The organism is Marinovum sp. J2-8, assembly GCF_055808435.1.
Genome location: NZ_JBVVRZ010000004.1, coordinates 311,554 through 328,792, shown reverse-complemented (window position 1 = coordinate 328,792; position 17,239 = coordinate 311,554). Strand labels below are relative to the sequence as shown.

Here is a 17,239-nt window from a genome sequence, read left to right as displayed (position 1 = left end):
TTAAGCTACTCTTTGCACCTGCTGATCGGAGTTGGTGGTTTCATTTTGCTGCCAATAGACCACGGCAGGTGGTCGCCCGCCAAGGGCAGAATGCGGGCGCTTTTGGTTGTAGAACTCCATCCATTTCCTCACGCCAGCTTTTGCCTCTGATCCGGTTTCCCAAGCGTGCAGATAGACGCATTCATACTTCAAGGATCGCCAGAGCCGTTCGACGAAGATGTTGTCCAGGAAGCGACCTTTGGCCACTCTTGCGGTCGCACGAGGCACGCCGTTCATCGATATCAGACCCGTCACCGATGTCATCGCCTTCGTGCACCTGCCGCGGGTGACGCGGAACGGAACGGCCGACCCTGACCCTTCGGGTGCCGGCAGGTCCGTTTCACTGACCACCTACATCGACATGGTCGACAAGCTCGGTGCCACCCGCGCGCCCGCCGATCAGTTCGCGGCGTTTCGCGCGCTGGAGGCAGACGAGAAAGCTAAGCTCGTGGCCTATGCCACCGCCAGCACCACACAGTCTTGTTTCGCGCGGGACCGGCAGCGTGACAGCCTGATGCATGACTTCGAGATCGAGATCATGCCCGACATTCGCGCGCATTGGACGCCGAACGCGGCGCTGTTCAACCGCTTCAAGAAGGCCTGGCTCTTGAAGATCCTCGGCGAGGATCTGGGTCTGGCCCAGGAGGCGGTGACGCTGGCCTCGTCGAGCAAGAAGGAGATCGTCGCCTTTTGTGACAAGCTCTTCGCCGAGCCCTTCGCCACCCTCACGGACGCGCAGCGCGCTGCCGTGGCCGCCTGGTGCCCGCCCATGATGCAGACCGCCGGTGTCGCCTGTGATGAGGCGGAGCCCGCTGCGGGAACCCCCGAGCCTGAAAGCGAGGTCGCGCAAGCGGCCTGAGCCATCACGCGACCCGCGCGTGGACCATACCACCCGCGCGGGTCGACCCTCCCACACCCAACTGAAAGACATCCCCATGGCTATTCTCAAGTTCTCTGCGTCGGCGGTCGCGGCGCAAATCGCACATGCGCGCGCCTGCAAAACCTTCCTGCCCAACTGGAACGGGCCCGTGGACAGGCCGGCCCTGATCCTCATCGTCGGCAATGGTGTGCATCTGCGCTCGAACGGCATCGATGGCACGACCACCTGTATCGTCACCACCGAACAGGCCGATCCCTCCTTCGCCTTCGCCGACGGTATGAACCCGTTTCGGGATACCGACTGGATGGCGCAGCGCCGCATGGCGTTTCGCGATCTGACCGGCCAGTTCTACACCGACATCCTGGATGACGTGCAGGTGCTGATCGACCGGGGGCGGGGGGCGATCCGGCTCGCCACCGATGGCCACAGCATCCGCGTCTTCGTGCGCCGGGCCTCGGACTATCTGATCGGCGGGACCTACGAAGTGCCCTCGGGCCTGGGCGGCACCTTCCGGGTCATCCTCAAGGATGCCTGCGACACCTTCGCGATCGTGCAGAACTGCGGCAATTGCGAAGATTTTGACGCGATGCAACCCTACCGCGTGCCGCTTGATGTGCTGATGGAGATCGACGATCGGAGGGCGGCCTAATGGGTTGGCTGTTCTACACCGACCGTCGCGTCAAATCCTACGCGGATGAGAAGGCGGAAATCACGCGGCTTTGCACCTTCGAGGGCGACACGCGCAAGACCGAACTGGTCAAGGCCTGCAAGGTTGGCTCCACCTGGTATGCGGCGGCAAGGGTCACCAATCTCGACGGCACCGCTGTCGAAGACGCAACCTATGTGACCGATGCGGATGGCTCCATCACGTTCGGGGCTGTCTTCCTCACCCGATACGATGACGGCTGCTGGGGCTACAAGGACATGGAGGAAAGCGCTGGCCCGAACGAGTTCGTGCTCCCTTGGGCTGATCGAGCTCCTCTCCGACCTGAAAGACCCGGACAGCTACGCCCATGCCTGGCGCCAGCGTTGCCGGGACTGGGCTGCGATCCCGGACTACGAGGAAGGCGACAAGATCAGGCTCGCGGCCCCTGTGACGCTCACCGATGGCAGCACCTGCCAGATCGTCACTGCGACCCACTACAGGCGGGGGCGGCAAAACCGCCGCTGCTACCGCATTGAGGAAACCGGCGGGCTCGTGCGCCTGTCTAAAGCGACGCTCGCGGGCTCGGAGCTGCTCAGCTCCGCGAAGGGCGCGGCCAGTCCTGTGCTAGCGGAGTTTCTGGCGGGGCAGGGTGGCTGAATCGCAACTGGCCGCCGGTTGACCAGAGCGGACCTTCATTATCAATAAATCGAGAGGCAGCTCTGCGGACGTTGCCGTCATTCGTTTTTCGCAGTTAGCTGACGCAGCATGATTGTGCACGCGCAGCAGATTTCAAGTTGCGTTGCAGCCAATTTTATCGAAGCGGTCATTGCTTCCGCAACGTTTACCTAAGTTAACCGTGTACTTGTCACGAGGATTTATCTCGTGTGGTCGAATGGGGCACTGGAAGCCACAGCGCGACGCTTCATTCGAACGATTTATCCAGAAGCCGATTTGGTTAGACGCAGCGAATGCGTTCCTTATTCGCTTGGCTTTTGCACCGATTGAGATCACCCAACAGTGGGAATAGCATTTATTCAATTCCCGAAGTTTGAGATAGGTTATGAATGTGGTTAGGGAAAATCAAGCCACATCCGATCAACTACTGTTTTCTTAACCAGTCACTCTAGGATTTATGTGAAATTGATAGGGCTCAGGCCAACAAACCGAGAAGCACGATATGTTTTGATCGCGTAGCAGACACTGAAAGCGATAAATGGAAATGGGGCGGTTTATGTTACGCACAAGTTTCTTTCACCGTGAACCACCTTCTTCAAGCTATGGCAAGTCGCGTTCGATTTAAGACTACTCAACCAGCCAGATGTGCCAAAAATTTGTTCAGGCTCTCCAACGCAAAATCCAACGTTGCTGCATTTGCAAAAGCTCTGTCCTTAACTGCCGCAACGGCATGGGGCACGGCCACCTCCGGGGTCGTGTAGACCTCTGCAAGCATCCCGTTCAGGATATACTTTAAATGGGATTGGGCGCGGACGCCGCCAAGGGCGCCTGCGGAAATAGAGATTGTGAAAACCGGCTTGCCTTTGAAGACCGAGTTCATGGCAGGGCGGGACGCCCAGTCGATTGCGTTTTTCAGAACGCCCGGGACACTATAGTTGTACTCTGGTGTGACAATGACCACGCCATCGGCATCCGCAATCTTTTTTAGGAACACCTCAATCGCCCCGTCGGGGGGATGTCGGAATTGAAATGCGGCAGGTGTCCGATTTCGGCAATGGATGTGCCGCATGCCCCGCTCAGGCGGCTGACCAGCGCCTGGGTCAGGGCTTTGGACGCGGACTGTTCGCGCAGGCTTCCGGGAATGAACAATAATTCTGCCATTGGTCTCTCCAAAATTGTTAGGTTTTATGCCTTTTGGGCGAGCACGAAGTCATATTCCACGTCGTAGAATTTCGACCCGTCGAAGCCATGTTTGGCGGCTTGTTCCGCATCATCTATGGGCTTGAATTCAGCCATCAGGCTTTCTTTCACTCCGAACACAGCGTCTGAATTGATATATTGATCATCAGGGTCAAAGATGTGCGTTGTTAGCTTTTGATAGCCGTCCAGCGTGATCAAGTAGTGGAAATGCGCAGGACGGAAGGGGTGTCGACCCAGTTTGCCCAGCAACTGGCCTACAGGCCCATCGTCGGGGATCGGGTAAAACTTTGGTTTAATCGCTTTGAACCAATACCGGCCATCCGCGCAGGTTCTAAAGACGCCGCGCAGGTTGAAATCTGGCTGAACACCGCGTTGCTGAACGTCGTAGAACCCTTCGTCATTGGCTTGCCAGACATCGATCTTGGCCCCGGCCAACGGCTTGCCATGAATATCCCGCACATAGCCATGCACGAACATCGGCTCACCCTTCTCATCAAGGCAAATATCCGATCCCATTTCAAGTTCGGGGGCATCACCCACATGGAATGGGCCGAGGACCGTGTTTTCGGTCGCACCAGATGGACGGCGGCTTTGGATCGCGTCAGATAACATCGACACGCCAAGGATATCGGACAAAAGGATGAATTCTTGCCGATAATCATCGCAAATCTGGCCCGTCCGGGTTAAAAACATGATCGCTTCCAGCCACTCATCCTCGCTTGGCTCGATTTCTTTGACCGCTTCGTGCAATTTGCGCACGATCACTTCCATTACCTCTTTGAGGCGCGGGTCTTTAGTGTTCTTGTTGCGGGCAACAACAACGTCTACCGAGTTATCTTCGGTGAAATATCCTGCCTCGTGGTCATCCATATCAACGCGCCTTTCTGGTCAGATTTTAAATGTTTGGATCCGGTGGCATAGCGCCATCAAATGCGTTTTGTAACATCGCCCGTAGGCCGCTTTGGTCGATAGGTCGTGGGTTCCAATATGGATTGGCTGCCGCAATCTCTGCGGCGCGATCCAGATCCTGTTCTTTCAAACCCAGCTCTTTCAACGATGTTGGCGAGCCAAGCTCCTTGGCAAAACCAAACAGCCCAACCCCCGGGGATTTCCCGAAAATGTCGCCGATCGGGGCCAGCAAATCAGGCACACTTTTCGCATTGAACCCAATGGTATGCGGCAACATCACGGCGTGAGTTTCGGCGTGGGGCATGTTGAAGGATCCGCCCAGCGTGTGGCAAATCTTGTGGTGTAGCGCCATGCCGACTTGGCCCAAAACGGTGCCACACAGCCACGCCCCATAAAGGGCGGCGTCGCGCCCCTCTATGGACCTTTCATCTTCAACAATCAGGCCAAGGCCGGTTTTCATCGCACCAAACCCTTCAACCGCCAACATCGATGAAACCGGATTGCGGTCTTGGGCATAAAGCGCCTCTGCCGCGTGGGCCATTGCATTTAACCCGCTGACGATGCTCATCTTCAGAGGCAAACCATCGGTCAATGTCGGGTCATAGATCACGGCCGTAGGCAGAATGCTGCCCGCCCTTATAGTGGTCTTGAGGCCGTCTTCTGTTTGCCCCAAGATATCCGTCACCTCAGAGCCTGCATAGGTTGTCGGCACAACGATATGGGGAAATCCTGTGCGATGGGCCAACGCCTTGCCCAGCCCCGTGGTCGACCCTCCGCCCACGGAAACGATGCTGTCAGCGCCAATGGATTCGCAATAGGCTACCGCTGTGTCGGTCACATCTGTGGGCGTGTGCATCACTGCGCCTGAAAACATGCCTGCTGCTGCACCACCTAAATAGCCGACAGCGGTTTCTGCCATAGGCTGTTGAAATTCCGTGGATAAAACCAAGGCCCGGATTGCGCCGCAATCCTCAACGACTTGAGGAACCTGTTCGAACGCTCCGCGACCAAACGAAATCCGTGACGCGCCGGTCCGGTAAGAAAAACTTCTCATGACTCCCCCTTTTGATATTTATCCTGCAATGGATTCATACTTGAGGTCAATGGGGTCATTTTCGCTAGAGTTGCATCATTATGGATTCATTTATCTTGATCGAATCCATTATTGCCTCTAGGCTAAATGGATTGGTGCCCCCTTGGTGGCCCGAGATTAACGGTCTAGGCCGCTAGAATTTCAGGGAGAATATCTTGGCAGAAGCAGAGCAGAAAGTTCTTTCGGATCTACGTAAAATGATCATGGAGGGGGCGATTGTCGCGGGAGAAAAGATCTCTGAAGTAAGCGTGTCGCAGATGCTCGGCGTGTCACGCACGCCTGCCAAGTTCGCGCTTGCGCGCCTTGAGATGACCGGCCTAATCGAAAAATTGCCGGGCCGTGGGTACGCTGTTTGCAGCGTCAAGCTGGAAGACATCGAAAAGATTATTCAGCTGCGCGGCGTGCTTGAAGGGTCTGCAGCGGGCCACATGGCGATGCACGGCATGTCCGAGGAGGCGCGCAAAGCGTTCGTCTATTCGCTGAGCGTGTCTGGCGCGATCACCAAAAAAGGCAGTGCCACAGTTCAGGACATCGAAGACTATCAGGCTGTAAACACGCTGTTTCATGAAACTGTGATGGACCTGTGCGGCAACGATTATATCCCGAAGGTGTATGACCGGATCCGCCACCTGCCTATGGCGGAACTCGGCGCGGTTGTGCCCGACCTTGATCGTCTTGCAGGCGAATTCATGCGTATGTCCATTGGCCACGCCCAGCACACCATCATTTACGAAGCGATTTCGTGCGGCGACGCGATGCGCGCCGAAATGGTGATGCGCGAACATTCGCATGCCACGCTTGATTATGCCCGTCTGTTTGTCGGCAAAGACGCCGTCGATAAGTCCATAAAAACCGTTACCGCAAAGCCGTCGTAGTGAGGGCCTTGGGGACTGCAAAACTAGACAGTGAGGACTTTTGAAATGTCATTTGATGCGACCAGTACGAACGCTGATTACGCAGCTGGCTATGTTGCCAAGGGCATGTCTATGGGGGGGCGCTGGGTCGCTGCCCAGGACGGCAAGACCTTTGATGTGCACAATCCCGCGACTGGCAAAGTCTGGAGCAGTGTTCCGGATGCGGGTCGGGTGGACGCCGCCGCCGCGATTGCCGCTGCCGCCGCCGCACAGCCCGCATGGGCCGCGATGGCCTTTGACAAGCGTGCTGTGCTGATGAACCGGGTGGCCGAAGTTTTGGAGCGTCGCAAGGACGACTTTATCAAGGCGCTGACATCTGAGTGTGGCGGCTGGGTTCGCAAAAGCATGTTCGAGATCAACTACGCGCCGACAGTCTATCGCGCCGCCGCCGCCGCTGCCTATTCGCCGATGGGGGAAACCCTGCCGTCCGAACACGGCAAGCTGAGCATGGTGGAACGCACGCCGTTGGGCGTTGTGTCCGTAATTTCGCCGTGGAACGTACCGCTTTTGCTCTCAAGCCGCGGGATCGGTGTCGCGATTGCCATGGGCAACTGCGTGGTTCTGAAGCCGTCCGAGGAAACGCCTGTCACCGGTGGGTTGATGCTCGCCGAAGTGTTCGAAGAGGCGGGCGTACCCGCGGGTGTGCTTAACGTCGTGACTTGTTCGCGCGATCGCGTGTCCGAAGTCGGCGATGAACTGGTGGTCAATCCGTTGGTCAAGGCGATCAGCTTCACTGGCTCCACGGCTGTGGGAAAACATATCGCCATGACGGCGGGGGGGCTTTTGAAAAAGGCCTGTGTAGAACTTGGTGGCAAGGATTCCTTGATTGTGCTGGATGACGCGGACATGGACCGCGCGATCCGCACAGCGCGCTTTGGCGCGTTCTTTCACCAAGGACAGATCTGCATGTCGACCGAAAAAATCCTTGTCGACAGGAAGCTGGAAGACGAATTCATGTCTCGTTTCATTGCCGCGACCAAAGAACTCAAGGTCGGTGATCCGACGCAGATGGACAACCAGATCGGACCAATCATAAACCAAAAGCAAGTCGAGGCCGTTGAAGCACGCCTTGCCCAGGCGATTTCGGATGGCGCGACGCTGCATCATGGTGGTACGCGCGACGGGCTGTATTTCAACCCGACCGTCATCACGGGTGTGACGCCGGATATGGCGATGTTTCACGAAGAAACCTTTGGCCCGGTCGCCAACATCATGTTCTTTGAAAACGAAGCAGAAGCGCTGTCGCTTGCCAACAATTGCGACTACGGGCTGTCCGCATCCGTTATCACCCGCGACGAAGCACGCGGATTGCGTGTGGCCCGCCAGATCGAATTCGGCATGGCCCACGTCAATGATGCGACGATCTATGACGAACCAACGATCCCCTTTGGTGGCGTAAAAAACAGCGGCATGGGGCGGCACGGCGGCAAGGCATCGATTGACGCATTTACACAAACACGCTGGCTCACGGTTGAACGTGGCGGGCGCAATACACCCTTCTAAGACAAAGGAACGAACGTGGATCAGGATCTATTGGACCGCCTCGAACTTAGGCAGCTTATCGACAATTGGGCCATTTGGCGTGATGCGGGCATGTGGGACAAATTCCGCACGGTCTGGCACGACGATGGGCGGATGATGGCTACATGGACGCAAGGCACCGCTGATGAATTCATCGCGATGAACAAAGAGGGCTGGAAAAAGGGCGTATCGATCCTGCATTTCCTTGGGGGGCATACGGCCGAGATCAACGGTACCCGCGCCGTGACCCAAACCAAAATGACCATTTCACAACGCGGCGACGTGCATGGCGTGTCGTGCGATGTGGTCTGCACCGGTCGGTTCTATGATTTTCTGGAAAAGCGAAAAGGTAAATGGGGCATGTGCCTGCGACAGCCGATCTATGAAAAAGACCGTCTTGATGCGGTGGACGCAAATGCCCCGCTTACCCTTGAACAAGACCTGCTTGAGCAGTTCCCAGTGGGATACCGCCACCTCGCCTATATCCAGACCAAGGTCGGATACGAGGTCGAAAGGAACATGCCAGGTCTGAAGGGAGAACGCGTCGAAGAGCTTTATGCGACGGGTAGCGACTGGCTCGCAGGGAAATCAATCTCATGGTCTGGAAATACATGGGGATGAGTCTGAAATCGCACGGGGGGAGCCGTGCATACAATCAAAAGAAAACAGGGAGGACTACAATGTTTAAGTTTACCACAGCCTGCGTGCAGGCCGCCACCTGTGTGGCCGTCATGGCAACACCAACCTACGCCGATAAAATCAAGCTGACCGCCGCGTCCAGCCATCCGCCGATCCTGCCATGGGTCGAGGTGATCACCAAACACGTCGTGCCGGAAGCCAACGCACGTCTGGCTGCCATGGGCAGCGAAAACGAAATCCTGTGGACAGAGGCATATGCGGGCGCGCTGTTTAATGCGCTAAACGCACTTGAAGGTGTCGAGGGCGGTCTGGCTGACATCGCATGGGTTGGAACGATCTTTGAACCTGCGAAACTGCCGCTGCAGAACGTGCATTTTTACGCACCGTTCGTTGTGGGTGATGTGCATGCGCTGACTGAAATCGGCAACGAATTGCACGCCACCTTACCGATCATGAACGAACAGTGGGACGACAATAACCAACGCTTCCTGGGGGCGATGGCGGATGGGTCTTACCATCTGATCACACGCGAACCGATCAATTCGATCGAAGACCTTCAGGGTCTTAAATTGCTGGCAGGTGGCGCTGTTGCGAACTGGCTCGATGGCACGGGGGCCACGGCCGTGAACGCGGCGTTCCCCGAGTTCTACAACTCTATCTCAACGGGCATTGCAGATGGTGCGGTCATGACGATCAACGGCATGTTGCCGTTCAAGATCCACGAAGTCGCACCCTACATTACGCTGGTCGACATGGGTGGCCCGATTACCGGTGTGCTGACGATTAACAATGACACATGGAACAGCCTACCCGAAGACGTGCAGGGCGTTCTGACCGAATTGGGCGGTGAATACAGCACCATGGTCGCAGATTCTGTGGCAGCGCGCGAAGAAACGTTCCTTGGGATCATGGAAAGCGAAGGCGCGACGATCTCTACGTTTGATGCCGCTGAACGTCAGAAATGGGCCGATGCACTGCCGGATCTTGCCGGTGACTGGGTTGCATTGAACGAAGCTAAGGGTTTGCCCGCTGGTGAAGTTCTTAAGGCCTTCCTCGAAGGTGCCCGCTCCAGAGGCTATGAGCCTTTGCGCGCTTGGGGTGAGTAAAGCGTACTCTGACAGATAGGAAATCAGCAATGGCCGAAAACATTCCCTCAAACGAGACACCGTCTCTCGGACAGGTTCACCCGGCCATTGCGGCGCTTCGAAGGTCGGATACGGGGCTCAGGCGCCTCACTGAGTTCATGAGCAGTATCGGGACTATCTGGTTCTTCGCGTTGGTCATTCTAATTTGCGCAGAAGTTTTCCTGCGCGAGGTCTTCTTGTCGCCCATTCGCGGCGTCACAGAAATGGTCGCCTATTCCGTTGTCGGCGCGACGTTCCTGCAACTGGCGGGCACTCTATATTCCGAGCGCATGACGCGTGCGGATTTCCTTGTCTCCATCTTGGGCAAGCGCATGCCCAAGGGCGAAGCGGTGCTAGAGGTCGTGGTTTCGGTGATCGGGGTCATCGCGATGATCTTGCTGCTACAAGCGGCCTTGCCCAAGTTTATGGATGCTTATAGCGAAGCCGAAATCGTTGGTAATCCGGGTGAATTTTCCTTCCAAGTCTGGCCGCTGCGTCTGCTGGTGATCATCGGCAGCGCGGTGACGGCCCTTGCCTTTGCCGCGCGTGCGTTGCGCAAAACGGGCACGCTCATGTCGGAATATGGCATCAATGGCCTTGTCTGGCTGGCTGTGACCTGTGTTGTCCTTGTCGCGATGTGGTTCATTCTGTTCCCGATGCTAATGGACGCAGGTCTGAGCAACTTTACCCTTGGCGCGATGATGCTGGGTGTGTTGGTCGTTGTGGTCCTGTTTGGTGTGCATATCGGAATCGCGATGCTGGTCATCGGCTTTGTCGGGCTGTGGTTACTGAAGGGGCGTATCGCGTTCGGCTATACGATGCTCGGGATCGCCGGGAATGAATTTCTGGCGAACTACTATTTCAGCGCCGTGCCGCTGTTTGTGATGATGGGCCTGCTAGTGGCCGCCGCTGACATCGGGCGCGAGACATTTGCGGTTGCCGCATGGATCACCAAACCGATCCGTGGCGGGCTTGGCATTGCCACAGTCGGCGCGAATGCGGTCTTTGCCGCCATCACCGGATCCTCGGTCGCCTCTGCGACGGTGTTTGCCAAAATCGCGACCCCCGAAATGATCCGTCACGGCTATAACAAACAATTCTCGGTCGGCGTTGTAGCGGGCAGTTCGGTGCTGGGCATGTTGATCCCGCCGAGCCTTTTGTTGATCGTCTATGGTTTCCTTGCCGAACAATCGGTCGGTTTCCTGTTTATCGCCGCGATCGTGCCGGGCCTATTGTTGGCGGTGATGATGTCACTGATGATCTGGCTGAACGCAACGTTCCGTCCCCACACCGTGTTCGAAGCCGAACCTGTGTCAGACGCGGAACTCGAAGTCGTTAGCAGTATCGGGCAGGCGGGCATTCTTCTGGCGCCAGTCTTAGGGCTGATCATTCTGGTGCTGGGCGGTATCTATGGCGGCTTCTTTACACCGACCGAAGGCGGCGCTGTCGGGTCGGCGGGTGCGCTGATCTATGCGGTTTTGCGGCGCCGTCTGAACTGGGCTTCGCTGTGGCAAGTGATGGTGGAAACAGGCCAGATTGCCACGACGGTTCTGTTCATGATCCTCGCGGCGAACATCTTTACGATCATGCTGGCCTCATCAGGGTTCGTGCAAAATATAGGCACGATCATCAACACGCTGGATCTGAGCCTGTTCCAGTTCGCGGTTGCCTACGTGATCCTGCTAGTTTTGTTGGGTATGTTCCTTGAATCCGTTTCGATCATGCTGATCGTGGTGCCGATTGCATTCCCAACGATGCTGGCCTTGGGCGGGGATCCGATCTGGTTCGGTATCCTGACAGTAATCGCCGTAGAAATTGGCCTGCTGACACCGCCGTTTGGACTGGCCTGCTATGTCGTGTCTGCCACCTTGCGCGGCACCGGGATTGAGCTATCCGATATCTTTAAGGGTGTGATGCCGTTTGTCGGTGTGATGTTCCTGATCACTGCCATCATCATCTTGTTCCCGAGCCTTGCATCGATAACGTTCCGATGACTGGGGTCGCGTGCAAGACGTCAACTTAACCTACTTTGTAAGAGCCCCCAAATTCTGGAGAATCCAACCATGCATGAAGGCAAAACCTATATCGTAACCGGCGTGGCATCGGGCATCGGAGCAGAGACTTGCCGCCTGTTAAAAGCGCAGGGCGCGGCTGTTATCGGCATTGACCGCAACGAAACAGACACGGCCGACCAATTTTTTCAGGCTGACCTCAGCGATCCAACTTCTATTGATGCATTGATCGAAAATCTGCCTGCTGGGACAAACGGACTAGCTAACATCGCGGGTCTGCCACCGACTGCGCCTGCCTCTCTTGTGATGCGGGTGAACCTTTATGGTTTACAGCGACTGACCAATGCGCTGGTGCCCAAAATGGCGGATGGCGCGTCCATTGTGAACCTTGCCTCTCTGGCAGGGTTTGGATGGTCCAACGCGCTAGAACAAAGCACTGCGGCGCTGGCGCTTTCGATGGATGATAACGTCGATGGTTTTTGCAGTGCTCAGGGGCTGGACACGGATGATAGTGGACGAAGCTACTTTTTATCCAAAGAGGCACTGATCATCTGGACCATGCAAAACCGGTGGACCTGGCGCGACCGCGGGATCAACATGAATTGTGTAAGTCCCGGTCCGGTCGACACACCAATCCTTGGCGATTTCATCCAGACCTTAGGCGCGCGCGCCGAAGAGGACATGAAAGTTATGGATCGCCCGGGCGCGCCACAGGATGTCGCTCCGGTAGTCAGTTTTGCCCTTAGCGCGCATGCCAAGTGGTTCCGTGGCTCCAACCTGACGGCAGATGGCGGCATGTCCAGCCACATATTATCCAACATCCATCACTTCTGAGGATTATCTGTACCGCGCATCATAGCACCTACCTGGCCCACGAAAACTTCAACACATAGCGCCATGACAAGCAAAAATGGCAGACACTAAAGGACAAATACCATGGCAGCACTCGGCGAAAACCTCATTGGCACAAGTAGCGTCGCTCCGTTTTTCAAAGTGACGAACGCGGATGACGTGTCGATTGATGCGCCTGAAAACCGCAAAGGCGATGCGTTGCGCACTTGGGTGCGTTCATTGTCAGGATTTCAGAAAGAGGCGCTCGTGCGTTCTGCCAAAACCGGCGAGACGTGGCGTTTGGTGTCTGACGAAGGGCCTTATCTGAACGGCCATGATGCAGCGCCGTGCCCGCTGGCTTTCTTGTCGTCCGGCATGGCAGCAAGTTTTATGAATGAAATCCTCGCACTGGCCAAAATCCAGAACGTCGAAATCCGCAAACTGAAGCTGATCCAGGACAATTATTATACGATGAAGGGGTCCATGCCCAAACGCACCATGGTTGGGGGCGCCGAAAATATCGACCTTCAGGTCGAGATTGACTGCGACCTTGATGATGCTGCGCTGAACGAATTCTTGATCAACGCCACCTATGCATCGCCGCTCAACGGTCTGATGCGCGGACAACTCGAAAGCCTATTCAAGTTGGGTAAGAACAACGTCGAATTGCCAACGGCCAAAGTGGCTGAACTGGATGGTGCATTGTTCCCTGATCCGGGCAACCACTTTGCCAAATCAAAAGCAGACTCCAGCGATCTGACGTTGATGGAACCTGTCGGGCCGACTCCGAAGAAGGACGTTGTCATGGGCACCTCATCTGCGGGTGGCAGCATGGCCGAAGAACAAGACCGCCGCCTAAACATCGGCGCTGTCGCGATCATGCGTGAGGATGGCATCAAAGAAATCCAGCAGATGCAATATTCGCCTTATGGCACGTCCTTTCGGTTCCTAAGTTCCGAAGACGGACGCGCGCCAGATGCAAATAGTCTTATCAGTGCAGGCATCGGTTTTTGTTTCATGACCCAGTTCGGGCGGTTTGTCTCGATGCTGAAACTTGACCTGCCGGACTACCGGATCGTGCAGGACACCCATTTCAGCCTTGGCGGCGCATCCGGCGGGACGGGCAAGGCGGGCGAAGCGGATTTAATTGAAACTCACGTCTATCTCGAAACGTCCGAGTCCCATGAGACGGCGCAGGAGATGCTCGACATCTCAGAACAAACTTGTTTCCTGCACGCCTTTTGCCGGACGGACCTGAAAACCAAACTAAAGGTCGTGCGCGTTTGAATTCTGGTGATGGACGATACTGCACCTGTCGCCCCTCGTCGCTGTCCACAGCATGATTGAATGGAAACTGAGAAATGACCACACCCTGTATTATTTGTGTCGCGATCACCGGTTCACTGCCGACCAAGGCGGACAATCCTGCGGTGCCCATCTCCGTTGATGAGCAGATAGATAGCACACAAGCCGCCTTTGAGGCCGGGGCGACGATCTGCCATGCCCATGTACGTAACCCGGATGAGACGCCCAGTTCTGATCCAGAAAAATTTGCGCTGTTAAAGGAAGGTCTTGAAAGGCACTGCCCGGGGATGATCATACAGTTCTCAACAGGGGGGCGCTCTGGCGCAGGCAAGACGCGAGGCGGTATGCTGACGCTCAAACCTGATATGGCGTCTCTGTCGGTTGGGTCTAATAATTTTCCAACCCGCGTCTATGAAAATCCACCGGATCTCGTGGCGTGGCTTGCGTCTGAGATGTTGACCCATGAGGTCAAACCAGAGATCGAGGCCTTTGATCTTAGCCACATCATTCAGGCACATTCGATGTTCAAGAACGCTCAGATTGCCGCACTGCCATATGTCCAGTTCGTCATGGGCGTCAAGAATGCCATGCCTGCCGATCGCCATATTTTTGACTACTATACTGCGACTGTGAAACGCTTGTTTGGAGTAGGCGCTCCGTGGTGCGCAGCCGGGATTGGCGCAAACCAGTTGGTCCTGAATGACTGGGCGATATCATCGGGTGGTCACGCGCGCACCGGACTGGAAGACAACATCAGGTTGGACCGCGACTCTCTCGCTCCGTCAAACGCAGCGTTGGTCAGGCGCACTGTTGAGGTCTGTGAAAAATATGAACGACCTGTCGCGACCTACACGCAGGCACGTGAAATCCTTGGTCTGCGCCCATTTGCCTGCTAAAGGTCTCAATCCGCAATTAACTCTGCTTCAGAGCATAGCAAATAACTGCTTCCCGCATGATGCATCGTAATTATCCACTGTCAGGATATTGTACGACCGCGACAGTTTAGACGACCTTCTCAGCAGCTGAAATGAACGCTGCCGCCAAGGGAATAGATTTGGCCCGACATCACCGAAAAGACAGTTTGTGAGTATGCCGTAGCGCCGCAGATTTGCCACTTCTTGCGCTGCGAAAGATCGCTACAATGGCCGGGGTTGCACCCGCATCGGGCCTTAAACACTCAAGACCAGAAAGTTGTGCTCCCCTCCAGCACTGCGGATAGCATAAATGGCTACTTTATTCGCCGCGCAGCAGCACCGGAATTTTGGCTCATGTGGCATTTTTGGCACCGCTTCGGCACGCCGTGAAAACGCGTCACTTCCGCTTTGGGCTTATTTTGTTGAAAAACTCTTGTTGATTTGACGGCTCATGGCTGATTCAATTTCTCTATGGCAGCGGGGGATTGAATGATGATGGGACCAAAACAGGAAGCGCAGGGCGCACTGTTCTACGAGTTCTCGCTGGAGGATCACGTTCCACAAGACCACCTGCTGCGCTCGATTGATCGGTTTGTCGATCTGGATAGCATTCGCCCCCATCTGTCGAGTTTCTACAGTCACACGGGCCGTCCATCGGTTGACCCCGAGCTTCTGATCCGGATGCTTTTGGTTGGCTATTGCTTTGGTATCCGGTCTGAGCGACGTCTTTGCGAGGAGGTGCATCTGAATTTGGCCTATAGGTGGTTTTGCCGCCTCGACCTGACCGATATGATCCCGGATCATTCAACATTTTCCAAGAACCGGCATGGACGTTTTCGTGATAGCGAACTTCTGCGCCATCTGTTCGAGACGACTGTCGCTCGTTGTATCGAGAAAGGTTTGGTCAGCGGTCAGCGCATGGCCATCGACGCCAGCCTGATTGAAGCGGAGGCGAACAAGCAGAACTCGACGCCGAAGGGAGAGTGGGACGCCTCGACGATTGATCCAACTGACGCGGCCCGCGCCGTGCGTGAATATCTCGACACGCTGGATGAGGAGGCATTTGGCTCAGCCAGCGAGGTGCAGCCGAAGTTCTCCTCCCATTCCGACCCGGCGAGCCAGTGGACGGCAGCGCGTAAGGGCCCTGCATTCTTTAGCTATTCTGATAATTATCTCATCGACACGGATCACGGTGTTATCTTGGATGTGGAACCTACCCGTTCCATCCGGCAGGCCGAAGTTGGATCAACCAGGACGATGCTGACACGAGTGAAGGACAAGTTCGGCCTGGTCCCTGACTGGATGATCGCCGACACGGCCTATGGCTCAGGCCCAATGCTTGGCTGGCTCGTAGATCGTAAGATCGCCCCTTACATCCCTGTGATCGACAAGGCCGGACGCCCCGATGGCACCTGGACACGTACAGATTTCGACTGGGATGCGCAGAACGACCAATACATCTGCCCCGAGGGGCATGCCCTCAAGCAGTTCCGCCGGAATTATTCCGATCCGAACCGGGGCCCGACGGGCAAAGGCACCGCGAAATATCGTGCTCTGAAACTGACCTGCCAGGTTTGCCCGTCCAAACCGAAGTGCTGCCCCAATGCCGACGCCAGATTGATCACCCGTGAAGAACAAGAAGATGCCCGCCAAGTTGCCAGGGATTTGGCCAACACTGATGAATACGTGATTGCGATGAAGCTCCGAAAGAAAGTCGAAATGCTATTCGCCCATCTGAAACGTATTCTCGGTCTGGGACGGCTCCGATTACGTGGACCATGCGGTGCAAATGACGAATTCCTCCTCGCCGCCACCGTCCAAAACCTCCGCAAATTGGCCAAGATCTTTCCTGCACCGCAGCAAACGCGAAAAGCCTGACCTCAAAGGCGCTTGCGCCGAATTTGGAAGTCCCAGTTCTGCATTCGCAAACGTCAGTTTTTCAACAGAATCGGCTCCTAGCGGTCGATCGCCGCGCGCTGCCTCAATGTCGGCTCTATTGATCAACAAGTTCGGCGGTTTGGCAAACCGCGTGTCGTCGTGACGGACAAGTTGCGGAGTTACATCAAACCGGTCCGGACCCTCGCGCCAGAAGCGGATCATCGGGCACACAAAGGGCTCAACAACCGCATCGAGGGTTCGCATCGACCGACCCGCAAACGAGAGAAGGTCATGGGACGGTTCAAATCGATCCGACAGACGCAAAGGTTCCTCGCGGCCCACGATCAAATCAACACCATGTTCAAACCCCGACGCTACCGCCTCTCCACCGTCTCATACCGCCAAGCAAGGTCCGATGCTTTCGACCTGTGGCACGATTATGCGTTCGAAATGACCGCCTGAGAAAATCACCCCTGGGGACCGTCACAGGTCAATGCCGTCAAGTTGGCAATGCCTAGCGAAGATCCGGCGGGCGTATTTTCAGGACAAGAAGTCGATCAAGCAGATCTGCCGTGATCTGCGGGTATCGCGGAACACGGTGCGCAAGGTGATCCGGTCGGGTGCGACGGAGCTCACCTACGAGCGAACCATTCAGCCGA

Annotated in this window: 15 protein-coding genes and 6 pseudogenes; 16 read left to right on the top strand and 5 right to left on the bottom strand. The window is 56.0% G+C overall.

Features of this window, described 5'->3' with window-relative positions; translation table 11 throughout:
• A pseudogene (locus AC0L4F_RS14600) lies at window positions 1–240 on the bottom strand (integrase core domain-containing protein); the annotation flags it as partial.
• Between AC0L4F_RS14600 and AC0L4F_RS14595 the strand changes: the two are divergent.
• The 4 genes and pseudogenes from AC0L4F_RS14595 to AC0L4F_RS14580 all read left to right on the top strand — a co-directional run.
• Window positions 236–421: pseudogene (locus AC0L4F_RS14595) on the top strand (hypothetical protein); the annotation flags it as partial. The pseudogenes AC0L4F_RS14600 and AC0L4F_RS14595 sit on opposite strands and share 5 nt — an antisense overlap.
• Window positions 413–898, top strand: a pseudogene (locus tag AC0L4F_RS14590) (ParB/RepB/Spo0J family partition protein); the annotation flags it as partial. The pseudogenes AC0L4F_RS14595 and AC0L4F_RS14590, both read left to right, overlap by 9 nt.
• Window positions 899–974: 76 nt before the next feature.
• Window positions 975–1,568: a regulator gene (locus AC0L4F_RS14585; protein WP_244689466.1), complete on the top strand. Its 594-nt coding sequence runs from the start codon at window positions 975–977 to the stop codon at window positions 1,566–1,568.
• Window positions 1,568–2,222 (top strand): annotated as a pseudogene (locus AC0L4F_RS14580) (DUF6927 domain-containing protein). Before AC0L4F_RS14585 ends, AC0L4F_RS14580 begins: the two are co-directional and overlap by 1 nt.
• Window positions 2,223–2,871: 649 nt before the next feature.
• Here AC0L4F_RS14580 and AC0L4F_RS14575 read toward each other — a convergent pair.
• Genes AC0L4F_RS14575 through AC0L4F_RS14560 form a run of 4 tightly spaced genes read right to left on the bottom strand, consistent with a single transcriptional unit; the run spans window position 2,872 to window position 5,403 of the window.
• Complete coding sequence (locus tag AC0L4F_RS14575) at window positions 2,872–3,309, bottom strand: NADPH-dependent FMN reductase (protein ID WP_280520593.1); 438 nt, start codon at window positions 3,307–3,309, stop codon at window positions 2,872–2,874.
• Window positions 3,225–3,401, bottom strand: a complete 177-nt coding sequence (locus AC0L4F_RS14570; protein ID WP_244689464.1) for a hypothetical protein — start codon at window positions 3,399–3,401, stop codon at window positions 3,225–3,227. Before AC0L4F_RS14570 ends, AC0L4F_RS14575 begins: the two co-directional genes overlap by 85 nt.
• Before the next feature lie 24 nt (window positions 3,402–3,425).
• Window positions 3,426–4,310 (bottom strand): intradiol ring-cleavage dioxygenase, encoded by an 885-nt coding sequence (locus AC0L4F_RS14565; RefSeq protein ID WP_244689462.1) that lies wholly within the window; start codon window positions 4,308–4,310, stop codon window positions 3,426–3,428.
• A 25-nt stretch (window positions 4,311–4,335) separates the two neighbouring features.
• The gene (locus AC0L4F_RS14560) at window positions 4,336–5,403 is read right to left on the bottom strand and encodes a maleylacetate reductase (protein ID WP_244689460.1); all 1,068 of its coding nucleotides are present in this window, start codon (window positions 5,401–5,403) and stop codon (window positions 4,336–4,338) included.
• A 194-nt stretch (window positions 5,404–5,597) separates the two neighbouring features.
• Here AC0L4F_RS14560 and AC0L4F_RS14555 point away from each other — a divergent pair, with 194 nt between their 5' ends.
• The 12 genes and pseudogenes from AC0L4F_RS14555 to AC0L4F_RS14500 all read left to right on the top strand — a co-directional run.
• Complete coding sequence (locus tag AC0L4F_RS14555) at window positions 5,598–6,317, top strand: GntR family transcriptional regulator (RefSeq protein ID WP_244689458.1); 720 nt, start codon at window positions 5,598–5,600, stop codon at window positions 6,315–6,317.
• 45 nt (window positions 6,318–6,362) lie between these two features.
• On the top strand, window positions 6,363–7,859 hold the full coding sequence (locus tag AC0L4F_RS14550; protein WP_244689456.1) for an aldehyde dehydrogenase family protein: 1,497 nt from the start codon (window positions 6,363–6,365) through the stop codon (window positions 7,857–7,859).
• A gap of 15 nt (window positions 7,860–7,874) precedes the next feature.
• Window positions 7,875–8,498 carry a nuclear transport factor 2 family protein gene (locus tag AC0L4F_RS14545; RefSeq protein ID WP_244689454.1) on the top strand — a complete coding sequence of 208 codons (624 nt, stop codon included), beginning with the start codon at window positions 7,875–7,877 and terminating at the stop codon, window positions 8,496–8,498.
• The gene (locus AC0L4F_RS14540; RefSeq protein ID WP_244689452.1) at window positions 8,474–9,622 is read left to right on the top strand and encodes a C4-dicarboxylate TRAP transporter substrate-binding protein; all 1,149 of its coding nucleotides are present in this window, start codon (window positions 8,474–8,476) and stop codon (window positions 9,620–9,622) included. The genes AC0L4F_RS14545 and AC0L4F_RS14540 overlap by 25 nt, the downstream gene beginning before the upstream one ends.
• 137 nt (window positions 9,623–9,759) lie before the next feature.
• Window positions 9,760–11,634, top strand: coding sequence for a TRAP transporter large permease subunit (locus AC0L4F_RS14535; RefSeq protein WP_244689450.1), 1,875 nt, complete (start codon window positions 9,760–9,762; stop codon window positions 11,632–11,634).
• Window positions 11,635–11,703: 69 nt separating this feature from the next.
• On the top strand, window positions 11,704–12,486 hold the full coding sequence (locus AC0L4F_RS14530) for a coniferyl-alcohol dehydrogenase (RefSeq protein ID WP_244689448.1): 783 nt from the start codon (window positions 11,704–11,706) through the stop codon (window positions 12,484–12,486).
• A gap of 102 nt (window positions 12,487–12,588) precedes the next feature.
• Window positions 12,589–13,770: an OsmC family protein gene (locus AC0L4F_RS14525; protein ID WP_244689445.1), complete on the top strand. Its 1,182-nt coding sequence runs from the start codon at window positions 12,589–12,591 to the stop codon at window positions 13,768–13,770.
• Between the two features lie 74 nt (window positions 13,771–13,844).
• Complete coding sequence (locus tag AC0L4F_RS14520) at window positions 13,845–14,684, top strand: 3-oxoadipate:acetyl-CoA acetyltransferase (protein WP_244689443.1); 840 nt, start codon at window positions 13,845–13,847, stop codon at window positions 14,682–14,684.
• Window positions 14,685–15,012: 328 nt separating this feature from the next.
• Window positions 15,013–15,147 (top strand): hypothetical protein, encoded by a 135-nt coding sequence (locus AC0L4F_RS14515; protein WP_280520592.1) that lies wholly within the window; start codon window positions 15,013–15,015, stop codon window positions 15,145–15,147.
• 47 nt (window positions 15,148–15,194) lie between these two features.
• On the top strand, window positions 15,195–16,580 hold the full coding sequence (locus AC0L4F_RS14510; protein WP_244689735.1) for an IS1182 family transposase: 1,386 nt from the start codon (window positions 15,195–15,197) through the stop codon (window positions 16,578–16,580).
• 129 nt (window positions 16,581–16,709) lie between these two features.
• Window positions 16,710–17,042 (top strand): annotated as a pseudogene (locus AC0L4F_RS14505) (DDE-type integrase/transposase/recombinase); the annotation flags it as partial.
• Window positions 17,043–17,073: 31 nt separating this feature from the next.
• Window positions 17,074–17,238, top strand: a pseudogene (locus AC0L4F_RS14500) (IS21 family transposase); the annotation flags it as partial.
• Between the last annotated feature and the right edge of the window lies 1 nt (window position 17,239).